Source organism: uncultured Stenotrophomonas sp. (assembly GCF_945952405.1).
Classification (GTDB): Bacteria; Pseudomonadota; Gammaproteobacteria; order Xanthomonadales; family Xanthomonadaceae; genus Stenotrophomonas.
The window spans coordinates 222,254-248,604 of record NZ_CAMFIA010000006.1; the positions used below are offsets into that span (position 1 = coordinate 222,254).

26 protein-coding genes are annotated in these 26,351 nt (G+C 67.4%); 11 read left to right on the forward strand and 15 right to left on the reverse strand.

The features are described from left to right. From Q0P60_RS08790 to Q0P60_RS08800, 3 genes are read right to left on the reverse strand one after another with little or no spacing between them, the layout of a single operon-like run. On the reverse strand, positions 1-693 hold the full coding sequence (locus Q0P60_RS08790) for an oxidoreductase (RefSeq protein WP_294991254.1): 693 nt from the start codon (positions 691-693) through the stop codon (positions 1-3). A 13-nt stretch (positions 694-706) separates the two neighbouring features. Continuing rightward, positions 707-1,387 (reverse strand): ChrR family anti-sigma-E factor, encoded by a 681-nt coding sequence (locus tag Q0P60_RS08795; RefSeq protein ID WP_294991257.1) that lies wholly within the window; start codon positions 1,385-1,387, stop codon positions 707-709. Beyond that, positions 1,384-2,007 carry a sigma-70 family RNA polymerase sigma factor gene (locus Q0P60_RS08800; protein WP_294991260.1) on the reverse strand — a complete coding sequence of 208 codons (624 nt, stop codon included), beginning with the start codon at positions 2,005-2,007 and terminating at the stop codon, positions 1,384-1,386. The genes Q0P60_RS08795 and Q0P60_RS08800 overlap by 4 nt, the downstream gene beginning before the upstream one ends. Before the next feature lie 130 nt (positions 2,008-2,137). On the opposite strand from Q0P60_RS08800, the gene Q0P60_RS08805 reads away from it, so the two are divergent. The 9 genes from Q0P60_RS08805 (at position 2,138) to Q0P60_RS08845 (ending at position 10,184) form a co-directional block, all read left to right on the forward strand. Continuing rightward, positions 2,138-2,905: a hypothetical protein gene (locus tag Q0P60_RS08805; protein WP_294991263.1), complete on the forward strand. Its 768-nt coding sequence runs from the start codon at positions 2,138-2,140 to the stop codon at positions 2,903-2,905. A 79-nt stretch (positions 2,906-2,984) separates the two neighbouring features. Next, on the forward strand, positions 2,985-3,935 hold the full coding sequence (locus Q0P60_RS08810; protein ID WP_294991266.1) for an acyl-CoA desaturase: 951 nt from the start codon (positions 2,985-2,987) through the stop codon (positions 3,933-3,935). A 1-nt stretch (position 3,936) separates the two neighbouring features. Continuing rightward, positions 3,937-5,214 carry an FAD-dependent oxidoreductase gene (locus Q0P60_RS08815; protein WP_294991269.1) on the forward strand — a complete coding sequence of 426 codons (1,278 nt, stop codon included), beginning with the start codon at positions 3,937-3,939 and terminating at the stop codon, positions 5,212-5,214. Beyond that, positions 5,211-5,978 carry a DUF1365 domain-containing protein gene (locus tag Q0P60_RS08820; RefSeq protein WP_294991272.1) on the forward strand — a complete coding sequence of 256 codons (768 nt, stop codon included), beginning with the start codon at positions 5,211-5,213 and terminating at the stop codon, positions 5,976-5,978. The genes Q0P60_RS08815 and Q0P60_RS08820 overlap by 4 nt, the downstream gene beginning before the upstream one ends. Further along, complete coding sequence (locus Q0P60_RS08825) at positions 5,975-7,234, forward strand: class I SAM-dependent methyltransferase (protein WP_294991276.1); 1,260 nt, start codon at positions 5,975-5,977, stop codon at positions 7,232-7,234. Before Q0P60_RS08820 ends, Q0P60_RS08825 begins: the two co-directional genes overlap by 4 nt. Position 7,235: 1 nt before the next feature. Next, positions 7,236-7,784: a DUF2878 domain-containing protein gene (locus Q0P60_RS08830; protein ID WP_294991279.1), complete on the forward strand. Its 549-nt coding sequence runs from the start codon at positions 7,236-7,238 to the stop codon at positions 7,782-7,784. After that, positions 7,781-8,566, forward strand: a complete 786-nt coding sequence (locus Q0P60_RS08835) for a DUF1295 domain-containing protein (RefSeq protein WP_294991282.1) — start codon at positions 7,781-7,783, stop codon at positions 8,564-8,566. The genes Q0P60_RS08830 and Q0P60_RS08835 overlap by 4 nt, the downstream gene beginning before the upstream one ends. Further along, complete coding sequence (locus Q0P60_RS08840) at positions 8,563-9,636, forward strand: class I SAM-dependent methyltransferase (RefSeq protein ID WP_294991285.1); 1,074 nt, start codon at positions 8,563-8,565, stop codon at positions 9,634-9,636. Before Q0P60_RS08835 ends, Q0P60_RS08840 begins: the two co-directional genes overlap by 4 nt. An 8-nt stretch (positions 9,637-9,644) precedes the next feature. After that, complete coding sequence (locus Q0P60_RS08845; protein WP_294991288.1) at positions 9,645-10,184, forward strand: lipocalin family protein; 540 nt, start codon at positions 9,645-9,647, stop codon at positions 10,182-10,184. A gap of 107 nt (positions 10,185-10,291) precedes the next feature. Here Q0P60_RS08845 and Q0P60_RS08850 read toward each other — a convergent pair whose 3' ends face one another. Then, on the reverse strand, positions 10,292-11,764 hold the full coding sequence (locus tag Q0P60_RS08850; RefSeq protein ID WP_294991291.1) for a serine hydrolase domain-containing protein: 1,473 nt from the start codon (positions 11,762-11,764) through the stop codon (positions 10,292-10,294). A gap of 113 nt (positions 11,765-11,877) precedes the next feature. Between Q0P60_RS08850 and Q0P60_RS08855 the strand changes: the two genes are divergently transcribed. Next, positions 11,878-12,405 carry a helix-turn-helix domain-containing protein gene (locus Q0P60_RS08855; protein ID WP_294991294.1) on the forward strand — a complete coding sequence of 176 codons (528 nt, stop codon included), beginning with the start codon at positions 11,878-11,880 and terminating at the stop codon, positions 12,403-12,405. Positions 12,406-12,588: 183 nt separating this feature from the next. Here the strand turns inward: Q0P60_RS08855 and Q0P60_RS08860 are convergent, their stop codons facing one another. From Q0P60_RS08860 to Q0P60_RS08875, 4 genes are all read right to left on the reverse strand, one after another. Next, the gene (locus tag Q0P60_RS08860; protein WP_294991297.1) at positions 12,589-13,344 is read right to left on the reverse strand and encodes a SapC family protein; all 756 of its coding nucleotides are present in this window, start codon (positions 13,342-13,344) and stop codon (positions 12,589-12,591) included. A 111-nt stretch (positions 13,345-13,455) separates the two neighbouring features. Beyond that, positions 13,456-13,728: a hypothetical protein gene (locus Q0P60_RS08865; RefSeq protein WP_006366874.1), complete on the reverse strand. Its 273-nt coding sequence runs from the start codon at positions 13,726-13,728 to the stop codon at positions 13,456-13,458. Positions 13,729-13,975: 247 nt separating this feature from the next. Further along, positions 13,976-16,012, reverse strand: coding sequence for an elongation factor G (gene fusA / locus Q0P60_RS08870; protein ID WP_294991303.1), 2,037 nt, complete (start codon positions 16,010-16,012; stop codon positions 13,976-13,978). A 483-nt stretch (positions 16,013-16,495) separates the two neighbouring features. Continuing rightward, the gene (locus Q0P60_RS08875) at positions 16,496-17,245 is read right to left on the reverse strand and encodes a hypothetical protein (RefSeq protein WP_294991305.1); all 750 of its coding nucleotides are present in this window, start codon (positions 17,243-17,245) and stop codon (positions 16,496-16,498) included. Positions 17,246-17,542: 297 nt separating this feature from the next. Between Q0P60_RS08875 and Q0P60_RS08880 the strand changes: the two genes are divergently transcribed. After that, positions 17,543-18,514: a hypothetical protein gene (locus Q0P60_RS08880; RefSeq protein ID WP_294991308.1), complete on the forward strand. Its 972-nt coding sequence runs from the start codon at positions 17,543-17,545 to the stop codon at positions 18,512-18,514. A 186-nt stretch (positions 18,515-18,700) separates the two neighbouring features. Here Q0P60_RS08880 and Q0P60_RS08885 read toward each other — a convergent pair whose 3' ends face one another. The 7 genes from Q0P60_RS08885 to Q0P60_RS08915 all read right to left on the reverse strand — a co-directional run bounded on the left by Q0P60_RS08885 (position 18,701) and on the right by Q0P60_RS08915 (position 26,035). Next, positions 18,701-19,462, reverse strand: coding sequence for a heme ABC transporter ATP-binding protein (locus Q0P60_RS08885; RefSeq protein WP_294991312.1), 762 nt, complete (start codon positions 19,460-19,462; stop codon positions 18,701-18,703). Further along, positions 19,459-20,502: an iron ABC transporter permease gene (locus Q0P60_RS08890; protein WP_294991317.1), complete on the reverse strand. Its 1,044-nt coding sequence runs from the start codon at positions 20,500-20,502 to the stop codon at positions 19,459-19,461. The genes Q0P60_RS08885 and Q0P60_RS08890 overlap by 4 nt, the downstream gene beginning before the upstream one ends. Further along, positions 20,499-21,542, reverse strand: a complete 1,044-nt coding sequence (locus tag Q0P60_RS08895) for an ABC transporter substrate-binding protein (protein ID WP_294991321.1) — start codon at positions 21,540-21,542, stop codon at positions 20,499-20,501. Before Q0P60_RS08895 ends, Q0P60_RS08890 begins: the two co-directional genes overlap by 4 nt. Before the next feature lie 51 nt (positions 21,543-21,593). Then, a complete protein-coding gene (locus Q0P60_RS08900; protein ID WP_294991326.1) occupies positions 21,594-22,970 on the reverse strand; it encodes a YncE family protein in 1,377 nt (458 codons plus the stop codon). Positions 22,971-23,092: 122 nt separating this feature from the next. After that, positions 23,093-24,121, reverse strand: coding sequence for an alpha/beta hydrolase-fold protein (locus Q0P60_RS08905; RefSeq protein ID WP_294991331.1), 1,029 nt, complete (start codon positions 24,119-24,121; stop codon positions 23,093-23,095). Positions 24,122-24,288: 167 nt separating this feature from the next. Then, the gene (locus Q0P60_RS08910; RefSeq protein WP_294991333.1) at positions 24,289-24,660 is read right to left on the reverse strand and encodes a DUF805 domain-containing protein; all 372 of its coding nucleotides are present in this window, start codon (positions 24,658-24,660) and stop codon (positions 24,289-24,291) included. 97 nt (positions 24,661-24,757) lie between these two features. Continuing rightward, positions 24,758-26,035, reverse strand: a complete 1,278-nt coding sequence (locus Q0P60_RS08915) for a replication-associated recombination protein A (RefSeq protein WP_294991337.1) — start codon at positions 26,033-26,035, stop codon at positions 24,758-24,760. Between the last annotated feature and the right edge of the window lie 316 nt (positions 26,036-26,351).

Genomic DNA, 26,351 nt, shown 5'->3' on the forward strand with positions numbered 1-26,351 from the left:
TCAGCCCGCCGGATCGCGCCCCCCTGCTGCGATCCGGTGGATGTCCGCGCACTCGACCGTGGCGGGCGGGTGCTCCCTGCCGGCCAGCGCAATCATCGCCTGGCCCAGCACCAGGTTGCTGACCACCAGCGCGGGCGTGATCGCTTCCGCCAGCGCCATCAACGGCGCCCCACCCCAGTACAACGGTTTCAGCAGGCCATGGCGCGTGCCGGTACCCACAACCGGGCGCACACCTCCGGGGCGCAGCATTACCGTGCGCACCGGCAGTGACTGCAGCGCCTGCTCGGTTTCGCCCTTGATCCGCAGCGGCATCAGCCGGCTGCGCGCATCGGCGCCGGCACCTGACACATACAGGAAGCAGCCCTGCGGATTGGCCGCAGCCCAGGCGCGCGCAACGGCAAGCGTGGTATCCAGGGTGACCCGGCGGTACTCGGCCTCGGCCGTCCCCAACGGCGGCGCGCCCGCGCAGTAGAAGCAGGCATCGAAGCCTGCCAATGGCTCGGGCTGCTCATCCAGATCCAGAAAGTCAGGCACCACGCGCTCGCTACCGGCCCCAATGAGGCTGCCACGGCGCCTGACCAGCGCGGTCAACCCGGCCACCCGCTCCGAACGCTGGCAGGCCAGTGCCACCCCCTGCCCCACCAACCCGGCAGCACCGGTCAGCAACACCTGCATTGAACCGCCTCTGGCCATGGCCATCTCCGCGCTAGAGCTTGACGAAGCGCTGGATCTTCCGCGCCAGCCAGCCACTGAACACCAGCGGCGCATCCAGTGCCGACACGCAGATGCAGGGCACGCCGGGTGCGGTGACGGGCTGGTGTTCGACGTCCTCGTCCAGATCGGCCACATCGCCTGGCGCGAACTGGCCCAGCGCGTCGTTGTATGCGCCGCGCAGGATCTGGGTCAGTTCGCTGCGGCCATGGCTGTGCATGGGCAGGCACTTGCCCGGAGCGATCTTCAGCATGATCAGCGATGGCATCTGTTCGGCGCGGATGCAGTGCACCCCGGGCGCCATCCAGCGCCAGCGCAGGCCAGCGAGCGACGCGCCAAAGTAGGGATGCAGCGACAGCGGCAGATGATCGGAATCAGACTCCGGCCGCTCCGGCCGGGCGATACGCACCGGCGCTGCCACGCTGATCGGCGGCTCGGTACCCAGCCGCTCCAGCATCGCCGCCCGCAAGCTTTCCCGCCGAGCGTCAGCCTCGACCGCCGCGGGCTGGGTCTGTTCCAGCAGCACCGAACCGATCGCCTCGGCATCGCGCAGCCGCTGGCGGCAATGCGGGCACTGCTCCAGGTGGGCGCCTGCCACGATGCTCAGCGGCGCGGGCAGCGCGCCGGCCGCGTAGCTCAACAGCGTGGATTCGTGCAGGTGGTGGTGCGGATTCACGGTACACCTCCCACCTTCGACTGCAGTTGCAGGAAGGCGCGCCGCAGGTGTGACTTGACCGTACCCAGCGGCATGCCCAGGGCCTGGGCGATCTCACCGTGGCTCTTGGCCTCGAAATAGGACATGCGCACCAGCCGCGCCTGCACCGCCGGAAGCTCGTTGATGCGCTGGCGCAATCGTGCCTGGTCGGCGAACTGTTCGGCGCTGCTGCGCTCCCCCACGTCCGCGGTGGCAGCCTCTTCCACCGCCGCCTGCACCAGCATCCAGCTCCGCTCGCGCCGCACCCGGTCGATGTGCAGGTTGCGCGCAATGCGATACAGCCACGTGCTCAGCGCGCCCTGTGCCGGGTCGTACTCGCAGGCACGCAGCCAAAGCCGCAGCAGGCACTCCTGCGCCAGGTCCTCGGCAACTGCATCCTGCGCGCCAAGGCCACGCAGGTACACGCACAAGCGCGGCATGAAGTGGTCATAGATGCGCATGAAGCAATCGCGGTCACGCAACCGCGCCACCCCGTCCATGTCACCGGACCAGTTCTTCGGCTCGCTGCTCGGCTGCTGTGAACTGGACACGATGCGTGCGCTGTCGAAGTTGAAGGCGGGGCTGGCGGCGTCAGGGTACATCTGCGTTCGCGGCGGGCACGTGAAGGTCTGTCCTCTGTACGCGCGACGACGGCGATTGGATGCAGCGGCTGCGTGCATCCAGGCGGGCGCCGCTGACGTATGCCCGTAGCCCTCCCTGCGGATGACGATCATGCGAACCCTCTGGCTGCTGCTGTGCCTGCCCCATGCCGCCTGCGCGGCGCCCTGGCTGCACTTCGAGGGCGTTGCCAGCACCGGGCAAGGCACCGTTGCCTACCGCGAAGCGCACTGGCAACAGGCAGCCGAAGACGGCGCCGAGCGCTGGGTGCTGTACCAGTGTGCGGACGGCCGCCCCTTCGCCCGCAAGCATCTGCCGGCAACCTCGCTTGCGCAGGCGCGCGGGTATGCGCTGGAGGATGCGCGCAGCGGCCAGCAGGCGGACATCGCGGTCTCTGCCGCCGGCGTACTGATCAGCTGGAAGGAGGACGCCGCCTCCGCCCGCCGGCAACGCCGCCTGGCACTGCCCGCCGACGCGGTGATCGACGCCGGCTTTGACGCCGCGGTACGCCGGCACTGGCCGGCGCTGATGCGCGGCGAACGCCTCTCGCTGCCATTCCTGGTGCCGGGCCGGCAGCGCTACTACCCGGTCCAGGTTCGCCGGATCGGGCCAGTGCGCTGGCAGGGCACCGCTGCCCAGCAGATCCAGGTCACCCTCGACACCTGGTATGGCGGCATCGCGCCCCGCCTGCAGCTGGTCTATGCCGATGCGGACCGCCGGCTCCTGCAGTTCGAAGGCACCAGCAATCTCCGCGATGCGCGCGGCACCTATCCACAGGTGGTGGTGCGCTTCAGCTCGGCACCCCGCAGCGGCACGGCCGCGGAGTGGCAGCAGGCGTGGCGCCAACCGCTCGTCGCCTCGTGCGGCGTGACGCCCGGGTGAAAGCACTTTTCTCCTGTCCTGCGCATCCATCGTGCATCGTCGCGCGTAAAGGAATACACAACTTCCGTCGGGAACCCTCATGGCCTCTGCAGCGCCCGTCCCAAACCGTCGCTGGCGATTGCTGCGAACCGTGCGCCGTTGGGTCGACACCGGCAGCGCCGCAGAAGGCGCTGCGGGAACGCCCGGCCGCATCGACTGGCTGCGCGCGGTTCCGTTTGCCCTGATGCATGTCGCTTGCCTTGCAGTGATCTGGGTGGGGGCCTCATGGACCGCCGTGATCGTTGCCGCCACGCTCTACGCGCTGCGCATGTTCGCCATCACCGCGTTCTACCATCGCTACTTCTCGCACCGCACCTTCCAGGCGTCGCGTCCGGTGCAGTTCGTATTCGCCGTGATCGGCGCCTCCAGCGTGCAACGTGGCCCACTGTGGTGGGCGGCCCACCACCGCCACCACCATCGCCATGCCGACCAGCCGCTGGACCCGCATTCGCCCCGCGAGGGTGGCTTCTGGCGCAGCCACATGGGTTGGTTCCTGACCCGCGAAGCCTTCGCCACCGACCTGTCGCGGGTACCGGACCTGGCGCGCTTCCCGGAGCTGCGCTGGCTGGACCGCTTCGACACCGTGGTCCCGGTGCTGCTGGCCGCGGCGCTGTATGCACTGGGCGCTGCCCTGCAGCGCTGGGCACCCGGCCTGCACACCACCGGCCCGCAGCTGCTGGTGTGGGGCTTCTTCATCTCCACGGTGGTGCTGTTCCACGCCACGGTGACCATCAATTCGCTGGCGCACCGCTTCGGCGGGCGCCGCTTCGAGACCCGCGATGACAGCAGGAACAACCTCTGGCTGGCGTTGCTGACCTTCGGCGAGGGCTGGCACAACAACCACCACTTCTTCCCCGGCACTGTCCGCCAGGGGTTCCGCTGGTGGGAGCTGGACCTGACCTGGTACGGCTTGCGGCTGATGGCGGCACTCGGCCTGGTCTGGGGGCTCAAGCCCATTCCCGCGTGGGTGCTGGCCAAGGCGAGGGACTGACATGCGCATCGCGATCATCGGCGCAGGCATTGCCGGCCTGGCCAGCGCCTGGTGGCTGGACGGCGAACACGATGTCACCCTGTTCGAAGCCAACGATTACCTGGGTGGCCATACCCACACCCATGACGTGGAGGTGGATGGCCAGCCTATGGCGGTGGACACCGGCTTCATCGTCTTCAATCCACTGCACTACCCGTTGCTGAGTGCCCTGTTCGACCAGCTGGGGGTGGCTTCCCAGGCCACCACGATGAGCTTCTCGATGCACAGCGAGCGCAGCGGCGTGGAGTACAACGCAACGTCGCTGGACGGCCTGTTCTGCCAGCGTCGCAACCTGGTGTCTCCGCGCTTCTGGGGGATGCTGGCCGACCTGCGCCGCTTTTACCGGGATGCACCGCGGCTGCTGGCAGAAGACGAAGGCCCCACCCTTGGGCAGTACCTGCGCAGCCAGGACTATGGCGAGGCCTTCATCCACGAGCATCTGCTGCCAATGGCCTCGGCGCTGTGGTCGTCCCCCAGCGCCACGGTGATGGACTTCCCGGCCCGCTACCTGGCCCAGTTCATGGCCAACCACCAGATGCTGCAGGTGACCGGGCGCGCACCGTGGCGAGTGGTGCGCGGCGGATCGGCACGCTATGTCGAAGCGCTGCGCGCCCGCTGGCAGGTGCGGGAGCGCCTGCGCTGCCCGGTGCTGTCGGTGGAGCGCACGCCGTGGGGCGCCCGCGTGCACAGCGCCACGGGCATCGAGGACTTCGATGAAGTAATCCTGGCCTGCCACAGCGACCAGGCGCTGGCGCTGCTGCAGGACGCCGACCCGAACGAGCGCGACGTGCTGGGGGCCATCCGCTACCAGGCCAACGAAGTCGTGCTGCACACCGACGCCAGCCTGCTGCCGCGCAACCGCAAGGCATGGGCAGCGTGGAACGCCCATGTGCCACGCGACCCTGCCGCGCCATGCACGGTGAGCTACTGCATGAACCTGCTGCAGGGGCTGCCGGGCGACACACCGGTGGTGGTGACCCTCAACCGCAGCGAGGCGATCGATCCCGGCAAGGTGCTGCGTACGCTGCGTTATGCCCACCCGGTACACGATCACGCCGCGCTGCGCGCCCAGCAACGCTGGGCCGAGCTGCAAGGCCGCCGCCACACCTGGTTCGCCGGTGCCTACTGGGGCTGGGGCTTCCATGAAGATGGCATCCGCAGCGCGCGCCGCGTGGTGGATGCACTGCAGGCCCGCGCACCGCACCCACGGATGGCGCGTACCGGCGAGGAGGCCGCATGAGCGCCAGTGCGCTCTACTTCGGCCAGGTGATGCACCGTCGGCACCAGCCGCATCCGCATGCGTTCCGCTATCGCATCGCGCAGCTGCTGCTCGACCTGGATGAGCTCGACACGGTATTCACCGGCCGCTGGCTGTGGTCGATCAACCGCCGCAACCTGGCCGAGTTCCGCCGCAGTGACTACTTCGGTGACGCCACGCGGTCGTTGGCCGATGCGGTACGCGACCATGCTGCGGCCACTCTCGGCTACCGGCCGATGGGGCCGGTCCGTCTGCTGACCCACCTGCGCTTCGCCGGACACGTCTTCAATCCGGTCAGCTTCTACTACTGCTACCAGCAGGATGGCGTCACCCTGGAGTGCATCGTCGCCGACATCACCAACACCCCCTGGAAGGAACGGCACGCCTACGTACTGCCTGTCGCCACGGCCCTGCATGACGGCACCTCGCTGCGCTGGACCTTCGACAAGTGCTTCCATGTCTCGCCGTTCATGCCCATGGATTGCCGCTACGACTGGCGCTTCAGCGTGCCCGGCGAGGCCCTCCGCGTGCACATGCAGGTCTGGCGCAACGGCCAGCGCCAGTTCGATGCGACCCAGGCCATGCAGCGGCGTGTTCTGGACGGCCGTGGGCTGGCCCGGGTGCTGGCCTGCTATCCGTTGATGTCCACCCAGGTGGTGGCGGCCATTCATTGGCACGCGCTGCGCCTGTGGCTGAAGCGCAATCCGGTCCACGACCACCCTTCCCTTGCCGAGAAACCGCGATGAACGAATTGACTCCCTCGGTGACCCTGCCGCAGCCCGGGGCGCTGGACACCTTCCTCAGACGCAGGCTGATCGCCCAGCTGGCCCCGTTGCGCGGCGGTGGCCTGTGCGTGCGCGATGCGCTCGGCGAAGTCCGCCTGGGTGACGCTGCCCGCGAACTGCAGGTCACCGTCACCATCGATGACCCGGCTTTCTATCGCAAGGTCGCGGCACACGGCAGCGTGGGTGCCGGCGAAAGCTACATCCAGGGCGAGTGGCACTGCTCCGATCTGGTCGCGCTGGTGCGCCTGCTGGTGCGCAACCGCGACCTGCTCGACAGCATGGAACAAGGTCCCGCGCGCCTCGGTGGCTGGCTGCTGCGGGGCTGGAACCGCCTGCGCCGCAACAGCCGCGAAGGCAGCCGGCGCAACATCGCGGCGCACTACGACCTGGGCAATGACTTCTTCGCCCTGTTCCTCTCCCCCGACCTCATGTACTCCTCGGCACTGTTCGCGAGCGAGGGAGAGTCACTGGAGAGTGCGTCGCGCCGCAAGCTGGATCGCATCTGCCAGCAGCTGCAGCTGAAACCCGGTGACCGCGTGGTCGAGATCGGCACCGGCTGGGGAGGCTTCGCCGTACACGCGGCGCAGCACTATGGCTGCCATGTCACCACCACCACCATCTCCGCCGAGCAGCATGCGCTGGCCGCGCAGCGGGTACGGGCGGCCGGCCTGCACGACCGGGTTACCCTGCTGGCACAGGATTACCGTGACCTGCAGGGGCAGTACGACAAGCTGGTTTCGATCGAGATGATCGAAGCGATCGGGGCCGAGTACCTGGACACCTACATGGCCACGCTGCAGCGCCTGCTGAAGCCGGATGGCGTGGCCCTGCTGCAGGCCATCACCATCGAGGACCACCGCTACGAGCAGGCGCGGCGCAGCGTGGACTACATCAAGCGCTACGTGTTCCCGGGCAGCTTCATCCCATCGATCAACGCGATCATGGCCGCCAAGACCCGCGCCAGCGACCTGCAGCTGATCAGCCAGCACGACTTCGGGCACTCCTATGCACTGACGCTGCGTGCGTGGCGGCAGCGTTTCCTCACCCAGCTCCCGGCAGTGCACGCGCAGGGCTTCGATGCGCGCTTCTGCCGGCTGTGGGAGTTCTACCTGGCGTACTGCGAAGGTGGCTTCCTGGAGCGCTCGATCGGGGTCTCGCATCTCCTGCTGGCCCGCCCCGGGCATCACCCGGCCGTCGCTGCGGACCCGGGTGCCTGAGATGCTCAGGTTCTGGGCCAACCTGCTCGGAAACCAGCTGGTCTGGCTGTGTGCCGTGGCCGGCGCGGGCCGTGGCTGGCAATGGCCCGCGCTGCTGGCGGCGGCGCTCTACGTCGGTAGCCAGCTGCTCACCTCGCCGCAGCCCAAGCTGGACCTGCGCCTGATGCTGCTGGCGCTGGCCTGCGCCTGGCTGGTGGATGCCAGCGCGGCAGCCAGCGGCGCGCTGCGCTATGCCGCCGCTCCGCTCGGCTGGGCACCGCCGCCGTGGATCATGGCGCTGTGGGCAGCGTTCGCGATGACACTGACCACGTCGATGCGTTTCCTGCAGCGTCACACCGCACTGCCGGCACTGTTCGGCCTGCTGCTCGCACCGCTGGCCTACCTGTCTGCCGCACGCGGCTTCGACGCGGTGCGCTTCAACGCACCGGCATGGCAGGGCGTGCTGCTGCTTGGCATCGGCTGGAGCATCGCCCTTTCCCTGCTGTGCCAGGCGGCGCGCCGCGGAACCCATCCCACGCCGCAACCCCCACTGGCCGGAGCATCGCCATGATCACTCTGTTCTGGGTCCTGCTGTACGCAGTGCTGGTGATGAGCTGGGGCTGGGCCTGGCAGCGCCGCCACCGCAATATCGGCGTAGTCGATGTGCTCTGGGCCAAAGGCGTGGGCGCGTCGGCCCTGCTGCTGGCGATACTCGGCGAAGGCGCGCTGGCGCCACGCGTTGCCTTGGGCGTACTGGGGGGACTGTGGGGCAGCCGGCTTGCCCTGCATCTCTGGCATCGGGTCCGTCACGAAGCCGAGGACGGGCGTTATCGCTATCTGCGCGAACATTGGCACGGCCACCAGGGCAAGATCCTTGGCTTCTTCATGGCGCAGGCGCTGCTGGTGGTCCTGTTCGCCCTGCCCTTCGTCGCGGTCGCGGCAAACCCGCGCCCGGGGCTCTCAGCCTGGGGGATCGCCGCAGTCGCGGTGTGGCTGGCCAGCGTAGGCGGCGAGGCCCTTGCCGATCGCCAGCTGGCCCGCTTCCGCGCAGACCCCGCCAACAAGGGCCGCACCTGCCGTAACGGGCTATGGCGCTACTCACGGCACCCCAACTACTTCTTCGAATGGCTGCACTGGTTCAGCTACGTACTGCTGGCGGTGGGCTCCCCGCTGTGGTGGCTGGCCTGGGCCGGGCCACTGCTGATGTATGTGTTCCTGCGCTACCTCAGCGGCATTCCGTTCACCGAGAAGCAGGCCCTGCGCAGCCGCGGCGAGGACTATCGCAACTACCAGCGCAGCACGCCGATGTTCTTCCCCTGGTTTCCCCGCCCTTCCAAGGAGCATTCCGCATGAGCGCCCTGCAGTCACTGGATCCGCCCGAAGAAACCGAAACCGGCCTGATCGCCTGGGCCGAACGCGGCCTGGTTCCCGATGCCGCGCTGCGGGCGGGCATCCGCCGCCTGTGTGCGCAGCGCCTGCATGAAGAGAGCGAAGGCGGGATCGAGGCGCAATCGGCGCGTTTCCGCCAGCGCATTGCCGAACTGGCGCACAGTCCGCTGGCGTTGCATGTGGATGCCGCCAACCGGCAACACTATGAAGTCCCCGCGGCCTTCTTCCAGGCTTGCCTGGGCAAGCGCCTGAAGTACAGCAGCTGCTATTACCCCAGTGGACACGAAACACTGGACCAGGCCGAAGAGGCCATGCTGGAGCTGTACGCCCGGCGTGCCGGCCTGGCCGACGGCCAGCAGATCCTCGAACTGGGCTGCGGCTGGGGATCACTGACACTGTGGATGGCCGAGCGCTACCCGCAGGCGCGCATCACCGCCATTTCCAATTCACACAGCCAGCGCCAGCACATCATGGCGCAATGCCAGGCCCGCGGCCTCGGCAACATCGAGGTACTGACCTGCGACGTCAATGCGCTTGAGCTGCCGGCACACCAGTTCGACCGCTGCGTGTCGGTGGAGATGTTCGAGCATGTGCGCAACTACCAGCAGCTGCTGGCGGGTATCGCACGCTGGCTGAAGCCCGATGGCGCGCTGTTCGTGCATATCTTTGCCCATCGCAGCATGATGTACCCGTTCGAGACCAACGGTGGCGACAACTGGATGGGCCGCCACTTCTTCACCGGCGGCCTGATGCCTGCCGCCGATACCCTGCTGCATTTCCAGCGCGACCTGGTGCTGGAGCAGCGCTGGCTGCTGGACGGCACCCACTACCAGCGCACCGCCGACCATTGGCTGGCCAACCAGGATGCCGCCCGTAGCGAGGTGATGCCGATCCTGGTGGCCACCTACGGCCCTGCCGCTGCGAAGATCTGGTGGCAGCGCTGGCGGATGTTCTGGATGGCCTGTGCCGAACTGTTCGGCTACGACGACGGCCAGCAATGGCTGGTGGCCCATTATCTGTTCCGCCCCCACTGAGGTGTCCCATGCGCATGTTCCCGCTGCTTCCCCTGCTGGCGGTAGGCCTGTTCGGCGCCGGTTGCAGTTCCAGCGATACGCGGCCACTGCCACGTCCGCCATCGGTGGACGTGCCGCGCTTCATGGGCGACTGGTACTTGATCGCTCACATTCCTTCATGGCCCGAGCGCGACGCCTTTGACGCCGTGGAAAGCTACGCGCTGCGCCCCGACGGACGCATCCAGACCACATTCACCTATCGCAAGGGCAGCTTCCAGGCGCCACAGAAGTCGATGCATCCGATCGGCCGGGTCGAGAAGCAAGGCAACGGCGCAGTCTGGGGCATGCAGTTCATCTGGCCGATCCAGGCCGAGTACATCATCGCCTGGCTGGATGACGATTACCGGCAGACCATCGTGGCGCGCAGCAAGCGCGACTATGTCTGGTACATGGCGCGCACTCCGCAGGTCTCGGACAGCGATTACCAGCAGGCGGTGCAGCGTATCGCGGCCATGGGCTACGACACCGCCAGGCTGAGGCGGGTGCCGCAGTCGGTACGCGAGCCCTAGTACCCGCAGCGCGGGCTCTGCCGCGGGAAACCGGAAGCGCGCGCAGCGACGCGGCGCCGGCTGCGGCCGTAGCCCGCAGCCGGCAGCCTCCTTGCAGTCGTCCGCGGTCAATCCAGCGCGAATCCGGCCACCCGGCCCTGCTCGTCGATGCGGACCCGGTAGGGCATGAAGACGCCGGGGCCAAACGTTGCCACATAGTTGAACATCGTGCCTTTCTCGCTGCTGCTGGTGCCCTTGTAGATCAGCGATGCCGGCGTCCCGTAGGAACCGATCGCCCTGGAAAGACCCTGGCCCAGCCCGGCATCCAGTTTCGTGCGCAGGCTGTCACTGAAATCCGCATAGCCCCTTCCCGCCTGCAGCTGCTCGAATGACGCACGCGCACGCGCCGTCACCGTGGCATCCTCACCCGCTGCGGGCCGGCTCCACGCAGCCACGATGTCGGGATGGAGCGCACTGAACACGGCATTGGTCAGGGTAATCCCGGCTTCCGGCGCCTTGTCGCCCAGATTGGTGAAGGCAATGATCCGCAACCCGAGGTCCGGGAAGTACTCATCGGCCGTGGTGAAGCCCTGCGAACCGCCGGTATGGCCGATCCGGCGCTGGCCATAGACCGAATTGACGAACAGCCCAAGCCCATAATCGGTGCTGTCGCCATCAGCGGTCCGCAACGGTGTCGTCATTTCCGCGAGTCCCGCCTTGCTGACCACGCGGCCCTCGGCCAGGCCGCGATCCCAACGCGCAAGATCGTCCAGCGTACTGACCAGGAAGCCGGCAGCGCCGCTCCAGTCCGGGTGGAAGTACGGCGAACGGCGCAGGACACCGCCCTCATGCCGATAGCCTACGGCCATGCCATCCAACCGCTCGCGATCGGTGAGGCTGAAGGTGTGGTGCATGCCCAGCGGCTGCAACAGATGCCGGCGCACATAGTCCGCGTACGGCTCCCCCGACACGACTTCGATGACCCGGCCGAGCAGGATGTAGCCGGTGTTGGAATATGACCAGCGGCTGCCTGGGGCGAAGTCGAGGGGGCGATCGGCGATGCGGGCGATCAGTTGATCGAAGGCAATGGGCTGCGTCGCCAACGCATCGACCTCCTGTTCCGGCCCGTCGAAGTAATCGTGCAGGCCGCTGGTATGGCCCAGCAGCTGGCGCAGCGTTACTTGGTGTGCGTGCGGCGCATCCGGCAGATACCGGGCGAGTGGATCATCGAGCTTGAGCTTGCCGGCCTCCTGCAGGCGCACGACCGCTGCGGCGGTGAACTGCTTGGTGATCGAGCCGATCTCGAAGGGTGTGCCGGTGCCGGCTGCAAGGCCTTCCTCCACGTCCCGCAGGCCGTAGGCCTTGGCATGCAGCGGCCGCCCATCCTTGAGGACGAGCACGGCGGCCCCTGGCACATTGAAGCGCTGCATGACCTGGCCGACGCCGTCGTCGATCCGCCGCAGCGTTGCAGCGTCCACCGCGGCGGGCACCTTACCTGGCGCAGGATACTGGGTGCCCTGCGCCGCAATGGCAAACCCGCTGCTGCTGATCGTCGCGATCAGCAGGCCTCCGAAGGCGATCCAGGAACGTGCTGCGCGCATTGTCGGGCCACCCATTAATTCAAATTGTTGCTATATTTTGAATTATGAGCCGATCCGCAGCAAGCCCCCTTCCGTCGCCCCCGCTCACGCTGACGCCCACCCAGCTTGCCGCGATGGCCTCGCCCGCCCGGATGGCGATCCTGCAGCGCCTGGATGCGGACGGCCCGGCGAGCACGCGCGAACTCGCCGAGCGCCTCGGGCGCCCCGCGACCGCGCTCTACCACCACCTGGCCCATCTGCAGAAGAACGGCCTGGTGCGCATCAGCGGACACCGCGGCACCGGCCGCCGGCCAGAGGCGGTCTACGCCGTGGTTTCGCAACAGCTTTCGTCGCGCGACGCGGTACGCACGGCGGCGGGCCGCAAGAGCCTCATCCGCGTGGCCACCAGTACGGTCGCCGCCACCCTGCGCGCCTTTGCAGCGGCGGCCAGCCACGCGGCCGCCCGCTTTGAAGGGCCGCAACGCAACTGCACAGTGAGGCACCTGTCCTTCCGTGCCGACGACGCGCGGCTTGCGCGCATCAACGCATTGATCGACGAACTGGAGGCGACCGGAGTCGAGGCCGCCACGCAGGGCGACGCCATGCTGCTGACTCTGTTGATGGCGCCCGTAGTGCAGAAGCCCACGGGAAAACCGGCCTGATCCAGGCCGATGCTGCAACAGGCTGCAGGTGCCGTGCGGCTACGGACGGGCCGTCACGCAGGCGGCCTGCCACAAGGGTGCGCACTGCGCCGTCGCGCCGGAATGGACCGGCGCGCGACGCATGCGGAACAGCCGCAGGAACGGCATGACCCCCGCACCGCGGGAGCCATGCGTCAACCCTGATCAGGCGGCCAGGCGCTCGACCTGGCGACGGGTCAGGTCGTTGAAGCGACCCAGCGACATCAGGTGCTGGTGGATCAGCGCCAGCCAGCCACTGCGGTGCCATTCGACCACGGTGGCTTCCGGCAGTGCGACGAACTTCTCCACGTCAACGACCTGGAAGCCGTTGAGGTTGAACTCGCGGCCATCCGGGGTGCGCACGGTGGCGTTGCGCTCGACCAGCAGGCCGTTGTCGATCAGGGCCTTGGAGAAGGCCTGGGTCTGTTCGTGCTCACGGGTGAACTGGCCGCAGAATTCCAGTGCCTGCTGCACCATGTCGGTGGCCTTGCCATCGACGAACAGCGGCTGGCCTTCGTCACCGCCCTTGACCACGCGCGGGCTCTCTTCGTCGATGCCCAGCAGGAAGTCATTTTCCGCGCCGGTGTCGATGAAGATGAAGGGGTGGCGACGCAGGTAGGCCGGGATATAGGTCTCGTCTTCCCACAGGCCGTCCTTGATGAACAGGTTCTGTTCCGACACGCCTACGGCCGCCATCGGCACCGCGGTCGGGCCGGCGAACAGGATCGGGAAGTGGTGCAGTGCCAGCGAGAACTCGCCGAGCACCAGCGGAATGGCGTTGTTGCCCGCAGCAAACTCGAGCCTGCCCGGCAGGATGCGCAGATCGGCGTGCACATCGGCCTGCAGCGGCACCGGACGGGTGTAGAACAGGGGGGCGCTGCTCGGCGCCGCTTCGGTGGTGGTGTCGCTGGTGGTGGTCATCTTGGGAACCGTTCGATCATGCGCGCCTGCCATCCCGGGCGCGCCAGCGGGAACAACCTGAATCCCGCATTATCAACAAGCTCGATGACAACGGCCACCCCAACCGAAGGGCTATTTCAGCTGCAGGGGGTAGCGCTGCCACAACACATGGACCAGGAACCCGGCCAGTTCGGTATCACGGGCACTGACCGCCGCGCGGATCTTGTCCAGCAGCACCATGTCGCTGCACGCACGCACATCGGCATGATTGGCCTGACCCGCCCTGCGCGCCCGGTAGCGCGCGGCGCGCTGCGCATCGCTCATGGCGTACCCGAACTTGGGCGGACGACCGCGCTTGCGCGGCAGGGTCAGCTCCAGGGTTCCGGGGTCTTTGTCATCACGCATGAGAGGGGTGCGGGCGGCGGCGAGCAACGGGGGGTGCGCAATTTATCGTGAGGCATCACTTTAATCCAGCTTTTTCTGCATTTTTGCTGCAATGCAGTGCAAATATTCACACACCGCTTCGCGGTGGATCCACGCCACGCGTGGATACGAAACCCATCTTTGCAGCAGATCCACGCCACGCGTGGATACCGAACCCATCAACGCCCACAAAAAAGGGGAACCCGCGAACGGGCTCCCCTCACCTTCCTCATGCAGCGCGTACCGGCTCGTAGCCGTGCAGGTGCGCCTCGCTGCTGGCCCGGCCCTGGCTGAGCGAGCGCAGCGAAGTGGTATAGCCCACCAGCTGCGCCAGCGGCGCAAAGCCGCTGATCTCGGCCCGGCCCTGCTGGTCCTCGATGCAGGCGATGCGGCCGTGGCGCCGGTTGAGGTCGCCAACCACATCACCCACCGACGCCGACGGCGAATGCACCGTCACCGCCATCACCGGCTCCAGCAGCTGCGTACCGCCCTCGGCCAGGGCCGCCCTGATCGCCTCCGCACCGGCGCGATGGAACGCCATCTCCGACGAGTCCTTGGCGTGGGTCTGGCCATCGACCAGGCTGATCTCGATGCCGACCACCGGATGCCCCTGCGGACCCTCCGACAGCGCAGCACGCACACCCTTCTCGACCGCGGCGATGAAGCCGCGTGGCACCGCGCCGCCGACGATGCGGTCATTGAACACGACCTGGTCGTCCTCGCGCGGCGCCACATCCAGCACCACGTGCGCGAACTGCCCCTGGCCGCCGCTCTGCTTGACCACCCGGCCCACCACACTGGCCACCGCGCGCATCGGCGTCTCCTGATAGGCCACGCGCGGTGCACCCACGCCTACCTCGACCTTCCATTCGCTGCGCAGGCGTTCGACCATCACCTCCAGGTGCAGCTCGCCCATGCCCCAGACCAGGGTTTCCGCCGTGTCGCGATCGGTCTCGACGCGGAATGACGGATCCTCCTGGGCCAGGCTGGCCAGCCCCTGCGCCATGCGGATCAGGTCCGCCGCCCGCGCCGGCTCCAGCCGCCAGGCCAGCACCGGCGCCTGCGCCTGGATGCTTTCCAGGCGCAGCGGCAGCGCACGGCCACTCAGCGTTTCACCGCTGACCGCATCCTTCCAGCCCAGCACCGCGACGATGTCACCGGCCACGGCCTGCTCGATATCGTGGGTCTGGTCCGCCTGCACCCTGACCAGGCGGCTGACGCGCCGTCCCTGCGGATGCTGCGAACTGGCCACGGCATCTCCAACCTTCAAGGTGCCCGAGTACAGCCGCACGAAGCTCAGCGCACCGTGCTGCTGATGGGTGATCTTGAACAGCAGCCCTGCCAACGGACCGTCCGGGTCCGGCGCCAGCACTACATCACCCGCCTCGCCTTCCGCGGTCACCGCAGGCCGGTCCAGCGGCGAAGGCAGGTAATCGACCACCGCATCCAGCAGCGTTTCGATCCCCTTGTCCTTGAACGCAGCGCCCGCCAACACCGGCACGCCGGCGCCGGCCAGCGTCGCACGCCGGATCGCGGCCCGCAGCAGCTCCGCATCGATCACGCGCCCTTCCAGCCAGGCATCGGCCAACGCTTCATCGTGGTCGGCCACGGCCGCCACCAGCGCGTCACGTCGTCCCTGCCACTGGCTTCGCGCCGCGTCGTCCCACGCGGTGATGACCGCGGCCGCACCCTCCGGCCACTGCAGCACGCGCTCATCAACCAGATCAACCCAGCCACTGAAGTCGCTTTCGCTGCCCAGCGGCACGCCCAGCGCCCATGGCTGCGCCTGCAGCTTGTCCTGCAACTGCTCCAGCACGCGCTCGAACGAGGCGCCTACGCGGTCCATCTTGTTGACGAAGGCGATCAGCGGCACGCGGTGCCGGCGTGCCTGGCGCCACACGGTTTCCGACTGCGGCTGCACGCCATCCACGGCCGAGAACACGGCCACCGCGCCATCGAGTACGCGCAGCGAGCGCTCGACCTCGATGGCGAAGTCGATGTGGCCCGGCGTATCGATCAGGGTCAGCCGATGCGGCGGCAGGCCGCGCGGCGCCCATTGCGCCTGTACCGCAGCCGCGCCGATGGTGATGCCACGTTCGCGCTCGATCGCCGAGAAGTCGGTGGTCGCGTTGCCATCGTGCACTTCGCCGACGCGGTGGATCTCGCCGCTCTTCCACAGCAGGCGTTCGGTCAGCGTGGTCTTGCCGGCGTCGATGTGGGCAATGATGCCGAGGTTGCGACGGCGGGAAAGAACTTGGGTGTTCATATGAGTGTTCCTGCAAAGCCAACTCCAGGGGCCGCGTACCCCGGTTGGCGACAGGGCACGCGGCTAGCGTTCGGTCTCGGCGATCTGGTGCATGGCACGTTCTCCTTGCGGTACCGGGCGGGGCCGGCTGGGTAGAGTCGACCGGCAGGGTCGACTGTTAGGCAGGGTCGACTGGGTAGGGTCGACTGTTAGTCGACCAAACAAACCAAAAACGAAAAGAGCGCCCCGGAGGGCGCTCTGTCGAAGGTCCAGCGATGGCCGCTTCAACGGCCTCGTGGGGCTCCAGGCAGACACGCCCGTTCCGCGCTTGCGCGGGTCAGGGTGAAAAACTTCAGGAGCGGCATCCGGTTCATGGGGCGCATTCTAGACCTGCCAATCTGGCGCGCAAGTGAATATTGAACACATGGATGGAACGATGAAGCCGACAAAGATCGGGGTCAGATCCCTTTGCCCACGGCAAAGGGCTCCGACCGCTGCATGCCCTCAGTTGCACTCATGCAGCTTGCGGGCCTCGGCCACCGTCGCAGGCCGGTCATCCCCCATCGAGATCCAGCCCTTCAGTGACATCGCCGGATCCACCTGCGGCTGCCGCGGAGCGCCATGAATCACCACCTCGGTCCAGCTTCCCACCGGCGCCAGCTCGGCCAGTCGTGCCGCCTGATCGTCCTCAGTGCTGAACATGTCGCCCGGCTTCGCCGGCGTCGCGTTGTTCACGGTTTCGGTCTTGCGCACCCGGACCCGCAAAGCGCCATCGGCCAGGCGCTGGGTGGTCACCTCATGCCGTTCAACACCATAGGCCCAGCGGCTTTCCCCGGCACGTCGGGTTTCACTGCCATCGTCGGCCACCACCACCGCGTCGCCGGCCGCCTCGGCCACGGCCGCGAGCGAGCCCATCCCGGACAGCATTGCCTGGTAGGCGATCATCTGCCGCTGCTCGGTGGCCAACGCCACGTTACCCGCCTTGCCGGCAGGAATCTGCAGGTACACCGCCTCCCTGCACAGCATCAGCACCTGCTGGTCTTCCCAGCTGACCAGCATTTCCTCGTTGGCGAAGTAACGGGTTGATACCGGCACAACAGCAGCACCGTCCCGGTCGGAATGCCGGCTCTCGATCAGCGAGGCCTGGTCGGCCGCCTTGACCAGGGATACCGAAGAGGTCGATGCCGCGTTGGCGGCACAGACGGAAGCGACCATGGCAGCCAGCAGCACGCCACGCGAAACGGTACGGATCATTGCATCAGTCCATTGAAGAAAGCCAAACCGGCATAGTGTCTCATGCCTCTATGCCCAAGGCGCCATGTGGGGCATCAGGCGGTGCGGCATTTGCGTCTTGCGCAAACGATTGCCGCGATACGGACCGGGCCGCCAATCGCCCCTGCCGCGGAGCGCGGCGCTTGGGTACGCACCTGCTCCACGTTACCTGGTGCTTGACGACCGGCACGCGCGGCCTCAAGCCCACCTTTCCGTTGTTGACCTAAAGAACGAGGATGCCGCGCCGCTACCGGTATGCCTCCGTATTTGCGATACATCATGGACGATTCAAACCCCTTCCTACTTCCCCAGCACTCCTTGCGCTACCGCGTGCAGCGCTTCATTGCAAAAGGCCGCCTACCCCGCCTCTACCCTTGGCTGATCATCCTGGCCGCCATCGCGCTCGGCGCGGCCTATCTGATCCGGTTTCACAGCCATCCGCTCGGAGACCCGGACTCGTGGGGACAGTTCGGCGATTTCCTCGGGGGGCTGCTCAATCCGCTGGTGGGCATCGTCACCGTCCTCATGGTTCTGGAGACGCTTCGAATCACGCGAAGAGAGGCGGCGGACACCCGGGCCGCACTGGAACACCAACGCCTGGAGATGCACGAACAAACGCGGCACGCCTCGGACCAGGCTGAAAGCGCAGCAGGTCAGCTGCAAGCTGTGCAGACCCAGCTTGCCGAAGCGCGAGCACGAGAAGCCCTGGCATATCTTGAGAAACACCTGGACGCTCTGGTCCTGGAGCTCGACCGGTCAATGCAGACGTCCATCGCGCGGCAATTGCAGTATCGCAAAGACGCTTCAGCCTCTACATACTTCAATTCAATGACCCGAAAGGCCGAAGTACTGTCGAAGCTCGACCGTGCCGCCGTAGCAGGAGCACGAGGGACTACCTCAAATTCGGCCAATCTCACCACCGATCGGGCCGATCAGAGCGAGAAATTCAACATAGAGCTGGAAAAATGGCGATCCGAGTTCGGGCACGCCATCGAGCTCGTAACGGATATTGCCACCTATTGTGATCTCTACGCCGTGGGCGCTGGCGCCTCCGCCATAAGCCTGTATCACTATAGGCACCGAGCCCATCCGGTGGCTGACGCACTACAGGTGCTCGGCCTGATCGATGAGTCAACCGGCAAAAGCCTGGCTCCCGGCCCTGTCCCCAAACCCGCTCAGCCGGATTCGACTTCATCCCGGGAAGGCGCCGCCACCAACGATACGAGCGAGGCGCAAGGAGTGACCAGATAGCATCGACGCCGCCTCCGCGCGGGGCGAGACCGCCCCCTGCTGCACATGCAAAGGGCCAAAATCTAGTTCACGTCGATATCTGCGCCAGGACAGCTGGTGTTTCTCATTGCAGCCCTTCCGTTGGCGAGGGGCCACGTCAACCCTGCAGACATCCAATTGGGCGGAGCCTCCAACAGACTAGTGTGATCAGGTCACCACCACCAACGGCACACCGCGCCGCGGATGCTGCAGCACCACCACATCCTGCTGGTAGACCCGCTGCAGATTGCCTTCAGTCAGCACCTGCAGCGGCGTGCCATCGGCGGCCACCCTGCCCTGCTCCAGCAGCACGATGCGGTCGGCATAGCCGGCGGCCAGGTTGAGGTCATGGAGTACTACGATCACGCAGGCACCGGCCTCGGCACAGGCGCGCACGCTGCGCAGCGTGCGCTCCTGGTGGCGCAGGTCCAGGGCCGCGGTCGGCTCGTCCAGCAACAGCAGCGGCGTGTCCTGTGCGAGCACGCGCGCGAACGTGGTCCGGGCTGATTCGCCGCCCGACAGCTGCTGCACTTCGCGCAGGCGCAACGCCTGCAGCTCGGCAGCATCGATCGAGGCTTCCACGCGCGCATCATCCACGACCGGGTCCGGCGGATGCGGCAGGCGCCCCATCGCCACCACTTCCTCCACGCTGAAGGCAAAGCGCACCCCATGCTCCTGCGGCATCACCGCGCGCTCGCGTGCCAGCGGGCCCGCCTTGAAACCCGCCAGCGGCCTGCCCAGCAGGCTCACCTCGCCGGCATCGGCACGCAGATCCCCGGCCGCCACGGCCAGCAGTGTGGACTTGCCCGCGCCATTCGGACCCACCAGTGCGGTCACCGTACCCGGCTCGAATGCCAACGAGATGCCATGCAGGATCTCGCGCTGCTGGCGCCGCACCACCACCTCGTGAAGCCTCAACAGCACGCTCATGACGCCGCCTTGCGGCGCTGCTGCAGCACCAGCCAGAGGAAGAACGGCGCGCCCAGCGCCGCCGAGAACAGCCCCAGCGGAATCTCCGCCGGCGGATCCAGCGTGCGTGCGGCCGTGTCGGCAACCACGATCAGCAGCGCGCCAAGCACGCCGGACATCGGCAGCAACCAGCGATGGCCTGGGCCGACCAGCATCCGTGCCACGTGTGGCACCACCAGGCCAACGAAGCTGATCGAGCCGGCAAAGGCCACCGCTGCGCCCACCAGCAGCGCACTGAAGGCCACCAGGCGCCGGCGCGTGCGGGTCACGTCCAGCCCGAGATGCTGCGCCTGACGCTCACCGAGGGCCAGCATGTCCAGCGGCGTGGCCAGCCGCTGCAGGGCCAGCACACCGATCGCGAACAGCGGCACCACGGCCGCCACGTCGGCCCAGTTGGCACGCGCCAGCGAGCCCATCTGCCAGAACACCAGTGACTGCAGCTCGCTTTCACTGGCGATGTAGGTCAGGAAGCCGATCAGCGCCGAGCAGAACGCCGCCATCGCGATGCCGACCAGCAGCAGGGTGGCGTTGCCGGTGCCCTTGCCGGGACGGGCCAGCGCATAGGTCAGGCCGATCGCCAGCGCGCCGCCTGCGAAGGCCGCCACCGGCACCAGCCAGCCCGCGGCTCCGGCAGCACCGAGCACAATGGCCGCCACCGCGCCCAGCGCTGCGCCCTGGCTGACGCCGACAATGCCCGGATCGGCCAGCGGGTTGCCGAACAGCCCTTGCAGGCTGGCACCGGCCATCGCCAGTGCTGCCCCCACCATTGCTCCGAGCAGGGCGCGCGGAATGCGCAGCTGCCAGACCACCGCCAGGTCACGGCTGCTGACCGCCTGCGGATCGAGCAGGCCCAGCTTCACCGCCAGCGCCTGCATCACCTCCAGGGGCGGCAGCCGCAGCGGCCCCACCGCAAACGACGCCAGCACCGCCCCCAGCAGTGCCAGCAACGCCACCATCAACATCACCCGCCCGCGACGGCGGCGCCGATCCGCCGGACTCATGCCTTCGGCAACGCCGCCAGTGCCTTGGCCAGCGCCAGTGCACCCGCACCGGAGCCGACGCTGGTGTACTTCAGCTGCACATCCGGCATCACCCAGACCCGGTTGGCCAGGCCGGCCGGGGTCTGCTTCAGCGTCGGATACGCCTTCCACAGGCCTTCGGCACCGCCGAACAGCTGCAGGTCATGCTCGGTCACCAGGATCACGTCGGGAGCGGCGGCCACCACACCTTCATTGCTCAGCTGCGAGTAGTTCTTCACTCCCGCTTCGGTGCCGATGTTGACGCCGCCGGCCAGCGCGATCAGCTGCGCGGACGCACTGTCGGCACCTGCCACAGTCGGTGAGCCACCGGCGCCGGTGGCCGAGACGTGAATCACTCGTGGCGCATGACCCAGGCCCTTGCCAAGCGCTGCAGCCTCATCGAGCTGACGCTGCACCTGCGAGGCAAGCGCCTGCCCTGCCTCGGCCAGCCCTAGCGCGGCGGCCACCTTGCGCACCTTGTCCGGTGCCGGTTGCAGGTCGTCGATGACCACCGCCGGCTCGCCGACTTCGCGCAGCTTCTTGGCCAACTCGGTATGGCGGCGCAGGCTGTTGCCGAGGAACAGCGAACCCTTCAGGCTCAGCACGCCCTCTACGCCGGTGGTGCGGTTGAACAGGAACTGATGCGGTGCCGCCAGCCCCGCCTGGGTGGTGGTGTTGGTCGGCGCAGCGAATACCTGCCCGCCCAGGCCAAGCGCTTCGATCACCGCGATCACATCGTCACCGCCGGCAATGATGCGGCTGGTGTCGGTCACCTCGACGTCGGCACCGTCATCGGAGTGCACCTTGGCGGGGAGCGCCGCCTTCTGATCGCGCGCCACCGGCATCTCGGCACCGGCCACGCGCTGCCAGCCTTCCGGCAGTGCGGTTCCGGCGGCGGGCGCAGACGCTGCCGCGGCCGGCTTGGCCGGGTCCGAAGGCGCCGACGAACCGCCGCAGGCGGCCAGCACCAGCGAAACAGCCAGGGGAAGTGCGCACAGGCGCAGACGGGATGCGATGTTCATGGACGTTCTCCTTGCTGGCCGGGCAGCGCAGCCGCCGCCCGGCCGGATGGCTTACTGCTTCGGGGTGATCCGGGTGATGCGGTCACCCTTCGGATCTTCGGCACCACGCGACTTGTTGACCGCGAACACATTGCCCTTGCCGTCGGCGCGGACATGGTTGGGCAGCGTGCCGCCATCGAGGTTGGCGACCACCTTGCCGTCGCCATTGACCACGGTGACGGTGCCGGCACCGCGGTTGCTCACATAGGCCAGGCCGGACGCATCATCGAAGGCCACGTTCAGTGCGCCTGCGCCGACCGCCACGTCATGCAGCACCTTGCCGGCCGCCACATCAACGATCAGCAGGTTGTCGGTGCCCTGCGAGGCCACGTACAGGCGATTGCGCGCCGCGTCGAACGCCACGCCGGAAGCGCTGATCGAATTGCCCAGGTCGATGACCTTGTCGACCTTGCCGCTGGCCACGTCGATCACCGCGGCCTCCGGCGTGCCGATGCTGACCGTGAACAGTTTGCCGCCCTTCTCGTCCAGCACCAGGCTCATCGGGGTGAACTTGCCGTCATCCACGCCGGATTCCAGCGTCACCGCCGGCAGTTCCTTGAAGGTCTTCGCGTCGAACACCGACAGGTGATCTTCCCCCGTCGCCGAGGCGAACACCTTGCCGCGGGTGCCATCGACCACCACATCGCGCGCGTGCGGCACCGCATCGACCGGGAACTGGTGGACCAGCGACAGATCCTTCTGGCGGTACACAGCCAAGCTGTTCTGGCGGGTATTGGTCACCCAGACATTGCCGTTGGCATCGTCCACGCCCACGCCGTAGACCGCGTACACCGCGCCGTTGCTGCTGCCCGGCACCTGTGCGGGGGTGATCGCCTTGGTCACCTTCAGCGTTTTCGGGTCCAGCTTCAGCAGCTGCGACTGGGTGACCGGCGGACGGCCCACCGCCGAGGTCACGAACACCGCGTTGCTGGCAGCACTGTAGGCGGACTGGTACAAGCCCGGCACCAGCCGGTTGGACTGGGTCGCGAAGCCGGCCTGGCCGGACAGCGGCAGCTGCGGCGAAACACGCAGCTTCAGCACCGTGGCCGCGGCCGGCTGGCTGGCGCGCACGACCACCGGGTGGGTGCCCGGCACGGCATCGGCCGGGATGCTCAGCTGGGTCTTGAAGTTGCCATCGGCATCGACCACCAGCGGCTGCGTGGTAAGCACGCTGTCGCCGCGCAGCAGGCTGACCTTCTGGCCAGGCACGAAACCGCGACCGATCACGTCGGCCGTGCTGCCGGGAACCACGTTCTCACCGCGTGAGACAACCTCACCCTTGAACGTGGCATTGGCCGGCTGGTCGAACACCGGCTGCGCGCTGGCGGTGACCGCCAGCAACAGCCCAGCGGCCAGGGAAGTGAGACGGAAGGACGGACGGAACGACATGGCAGGCTCCTTGCACACGTAGGCCGCGCCAGCGGGCGCGGGATTCATCGGTTGCCTGGGCCGCTGCACATCGGCAGTCACGCCTGGGTAGTGGGGTCGCACGCAGTTGCGTGCGAAGGGATTCATTCGGCGCTGTTGTCACCCGCATTGGGCGCGCCGTCACCGGCGCTGCGATCGGTCACGCCGTACAGTTCATGCAGCGCGGCATGGAACGAGGCCGGCAGCATCGGGCCGTGGCCGAGGCCATCGAACTCGCGGTAATGGACACTCAGTGCGGGCACCTTGCCCAGCCGCTCGGACAGCTGCATCGCGGCATCCGGCGTGGCACCGCCGATACGCCGTAGGTGGGCGACCACGCGCGGATTGTTCATGTCGCGCTTGCCACGATCGCCGACGCGCTCGGCGCCACCCAGCATCAGCCACAGCGTTGCCGGCTGCCCATGCACGTTCTGCACGAACTGCTGTTCCGGGTCGCCCAGCGCCGCACCCTGGCTCCACCACAGCGACGGACTGGCCGCCAGGTAGGACTGGAACGCGGCCGGACGGGTGTACAGCGCATTGAGCACGAACAGCCCGCCCAGCGAGTGGCCCCATAGCGATTGCTGCTGCGTATCGATGCGTGCGCGACGCTCGACTTCAGGCTTGATGCGGCGCTCGATGACATCGAGGAAGGCCGCGGCGCCACCGCCGACGGCCTGGGTCGTACCGCCCTCATCGTCGGCGCGGTCGATCCATGCGGTGTAGTCGCGGGTGCGTGCCTTGGAATCGATGCGCAGGTCGTTGTCATAACCGATCAGCACCAGTACCGGCGGCGCCTTGCGTGCAGCCAGCTCGGCCAGCAGCGGCTGATCCAGCACCATGGCCACCGCATTGCCATCCAGCGCGTACAGCACCGGCAGCGGCGCCTTCCCGGCCTTGGCCGGTATCGCCAGGTTGACCCGCCAGCGCCGCTGCTGGTCCGGGCTGTCCACCACGAAATGTTCGAATCGATAGGCGGCAGCCGGCTCATCGAGCACGGTGCGGCCGATCTTCTGCAGCGGATTGCGCTGCTGCGCATGTGCGTACGGGGTAGCCAGGAGCAGACCCATCATCAAGGCGGCCAGGCCGCGGGCCAGCGGACCACGGCGCGAAGGCAGGACGAAATGCTTCATCAGCGGCGGCAGGAGCGGCCCAGGGCCGCCGGTTCACAAGGGACCGCAGTCTACCTCAAACGCGAATGATTATCACATCGATCAAACGTCACACTGTGTATCACGCGCGCGACCATTGCCGAGCGTCATCGGCGCGCGCATCCACGCGTGGCGTGGACCTGCTGGGGTCAGGGGCCGGTCGGCACCGGACCGTAGGCGTTTTCCTGCGGCGTGCCCGGCAGCAGCGTGAACACGAAGATCACCAGGCCGCCGAACGGAATGAAGGCCAGCAGGTACATCCAGCCCGACTGGTTGCAGTCATGCAGGCGGCGCACGGTGACGGCGATGACCGGCAGCAGGGTGGCCAGCCAGAACACGGTAAACAGAATGATCGACGCGATGCCCAGGCCATCGGACTGGATCACCAGCGCGGTGATGAGCGGCACCATCAGCACGGCGGAGATGATCAGGATGAACAGCTGGAACATCCAGTATTCCCGACGGTTGGCACGACCCTCGAACTGGGCGTAACGCTTCAACGGCAGAATCATTTCCTGCACGGCATCGATCCTTGATAAAGAGAAGCCGCGCAGTGTGCCAAACCGCGGATCCCGGAACAATGTGCAGCCGAGCATCGCTCGGCTTCCAGCTGCAGGATCAACGACCCTTGGCGGCGCGCGCCGACGCGCGTTCGGCGCGCAGGCGATCCAGCTTTTCCTTCAACTTGATTTCCAGCCCACGCGGCACCGGGTTGTAGTACACGCGCTCGCCCATCGCATCCGGGAAGCCGGTCTGGTCCAGCGCAATGCCGCCCTCGGCATCGTGGTCGTACTGGTACTCGGCGCCGTAGCCCAGCTCCTTCATCAGCTTGGTCGGCGCGTTGCGCAGGTGCAGCGGCACTTCCTCGGTGCCACTCTCTCGCACATCGGCCTTGGCCTGGTTGAACGCCGCATAGCCGGCATTCGACTTGGCGGTGCTGGCCAGGTACAGCACCAGCTGGGCAAAGGCGAGCTCGCCTTCCGGGCTGCCCAGCCGCTCGTAGATGTCCCAGGCCTCCAGCGCCATGCTCTGCGCGCGCGGATCGGCCAGGCCGATGTCCTCGATGGCCATGCGGGTCAACCGGCGTGCCAGGTAGGACGGATCGCAACCGCCATCCAGCATGCGGGTCAACCAGTACAGGGCAGCGTCGGGATTGGAGCTGCGCACCGACTTGTGCAGCGCCGAGATCTGGTCGTAGAACTGTTCGCCACCCTTGTCGAAGCGGCGGGTGCGGTCGGCCAGCACCTGGGTCAGGGTCTGCGGCGTGATGCGCCCGCCCTCCCCGCCCGCCAGCTCGGCGGCGATTTCCAGCAGGGTCAGCGCACGACGCACGTCACCATCGGCGGCCGTGGCGATTTCCAGCAGCAACTCCGGCGCAACCTCGATCCCCTCCCCGCCCAGGCCACGCTCGCGATCGCCGAGGGCGCGCTCCAGCGCTTCGACAATATCGGTCGGCGAGACCGCTTCCAGCACGTGCACACGGCAGCGCGACAACAGCGCCGAGTTCAACTCGAACGACGGGTTCTCGGTGGTGGCACCGACAAACAGGATGGTGCCGCGTTCGATGTGCGGCAGGAACGCGTCCTGCTGCGCCTTGTTGAAGCGATGCACCTCGTCGACGAACAGCACGGTACGGCGGCCCTCGGCGAAGCGCTGGGCGGCCTCGGCCAGCACCTGGCGCACCTCCGGCAGACCAGACAGCACGGCCGAGATGGCGCGGAATTCGGCGTCCGAGTACTCGGCCAGCAGCAGCGACAGCGTGGTCTTGCCGCACCCCGGCGGGCCCCACAGGATCATTGAATGCACGCGGCCGGATTCGACCGCGCGGCGCAGCGCGCTGTCGGGCGCCAGCAGGCGCTTCTGCCCGACCATCTCGTCGAGGGTGCGCGGGCGCATGCGCTCGGCCAGCGGGCGCAGGTGTTCCCGATCGACGCTCAGCAGATCGGGGCCAGGGAATGAAGTGGAGCGATGTCTTGGCACACGCGCATTGTACCGCGCCGGGATGGCCACGAATCCGGCAGTGCCGGTCCACCATCCATTGCCGATGAGGTCGCAGCAACCCCGGTAGTGCCGGCCGCTGGCCGGCAACCGAAATCACGTAATGCCGGCCAACGGCCAGCATTACGCCTCCGCCATCAATTGCCGATGGGCTCGCAACAACCCCGGTAGTGCCGGCCGCTGGCCGGCAACCGAAATCACGTAATGCCGGCCA

Excerpts from the sequence above, each read along its gene's own strand:
- Q0P60_RS08790 (WP_294991254.1), bottom strand. The coding sequence starts at position 693 with ATGGCCAGAGGCGGTTCAATGCAGGTGTTGCTGACCGGTGCTGCCGGG.
- Q0P60_RS08800 (WP_294991260.1), bottom strand. The coding sequence starts at position 2,007 with ATGTACCCTGACGCCGCCAGCCCCGCCTTCAACTTCGACAGCGCACGC.
- Q0P60_RS08805 (WP_294991263.1), top strand. The coding sequence starts at position 2,138 with ATGCGAACCCTCTGGCTGCTGCTGTGCCTGCCCCATGCCGCCTGCGCG.
- Q0P60_RS08810 (WP_294991266.1), top strand. The coding sequence starts at position 2,985 with ATGGCCTCTGCAGCGCCCGTCCCAAACCGTCGCTGGCGATTGCTGCGA.
- Q0P60_RS08815 (WP_294991269.1), top strand. The coding sequence starts at position 3,937 with ATGCGCATCGCGATCATCGGCGCAGGCATTGCCGGCCTGGCCAGCGCC.
- Q0P60_RS08820 (WP_294991272.1), top strand. The coding sequence starts at position 5,211 with ATGAGCGCCAGTGCGCTCTACTTCGGCCAGGTGATGCACCGTCGGCAC.
- Q0P60_RS08825 (WP_294991276.1), top strand. The coding sequence starts at position 5,975 with ATGAACGAATTGACTCCCTCGGTGACCCTGCCGCAGCCCGGGGCGCTG.
- Q0P60_RS08830 (WP_294991279.1), top strand. The coding sequence starts at position 7,236 with ATGCTCAGGTTCTGGGCCAACCTGCTCGGAAACCAGCTGGTCTGGCTG.
- Q0P60_RS08835 (WP_294991282.1), top strand. The coding sequence starts at position 7,781 with ATGATCACTCTGTTCTGGGTCCTGCTGTACGCAGTGCTGGTGATGAGC.
- Q0P60_RS08840 (WP_294991285.1), top strand. The coding sequence starts at position 8,563 with ATGAGCGCCCTGCAGTCACTGGATCCGCCCGAAGAAACCGAAACCGGC.
- Q0P60_RS08845 (WP_294991288.1), top strand. The coding sequence starts at position 9,645 with ATGCGCATGTTCCCGCTGCTTCCCCTGCTGGCGGTAGGCCTGTTCGGC.
- Q0P60_RS08850 (WP_294991291.1), bottom strand. The coding sequence starts at position 11,764 with ATGCGCGCAGCACGTTCCTGGATCGCCTTCGGAGGCCTGCTGATCGCG.
- Q0P60_RS08855 (WP_294991294.1), top strand. The coding sequence starts at position 11,878 with ATGGCCTCGCCCGCCCGGATGGCGATCCTGCAGCGCCTGGATGCGGAC.
- Q0P60_RS08860 (WP_294991297.1), bottom strand. The coding sequence starts at position 13,344 with ATGACCACCACCAGCGACACCACCACCGAAGCGGCGCCGAGCAGCGCC.
- Q0P60_RS08865 (WP_006366874.1), bottom strand. The coding sequence starts at position 13,728 with ATGCGTGATGACAAAGACCCCGGAACCCTGGAGCTGACCCTGCCGCGC.
- fusA (WP_294991303.1), bottom strand. The coding sequence starts at position 16,012 with ATGAACACCCAAGTTCTTTCCCGCCGTCGCAACCTCGGCATCATTGCC.
- Q0P60_RS08875 (WP_294991305.1), bottom strand. The coding sequence starts at position 17,245 with ATGATCCGTACCGTTTCGCGTGGCGTGCTGCTGGCTGCCATGGTCGCT.
- Q0P60_RS08880 (WP_294991308.1), top strand. The coding sequence starts at position 17,543 with ATGGACGATTCAAACCCCTTCCTACTTCCCCAGCACTCCTTGCGCTAC.
- Q0P60_RS08885 (WP_294991312.1), bottom strand. The coding sequence starts at position 19,462 with ATGAGCGTGCTGTTGAGGCTTCACGAGGTGGTGGTGCGGCGCCAGCAG.
- Q0P60_RS08890 (WP_294991317.1), bottom strand. The coding sequence starts at position 20,502 with ATGAGTCCGGCGGATCGGCGCCGCCGTCGCGGGCGGGTGATGTTGATG.
- Q0P60_RS08895 (WP_294991321.1), bottom strand. The coding sequence starts at position 21,542 with ATGAACATCGCATCCCGTCTGCGCCTGTGCGCACTTCCCCTGGCTGTT.
- Q0P60_RS08900 (WP_294991326.1), bottom strand. The coding sequence starts at position 22,970 with ATGTCGTTCCGTCCGTCCTTCCGTCTCACTTCCCTGGCCGCTGGGCTG.
- Q0P60_RS08905 (WP_294991331.1), bottom strand. The coding sequence starts at position 24,121 with ATGAAGCATTTCGTCCTGCCTTCGCGCCGTGGTCCGCTGGCCCGCGGC.
- Q0P60_RS08915 (WP_294991337.1), bottom strand. The coding sequence starts at position 26,035 with ATGCGCCCGCGCACCCTCGACGAGATGGTCGGGCAGAAGCGCCTGCTG.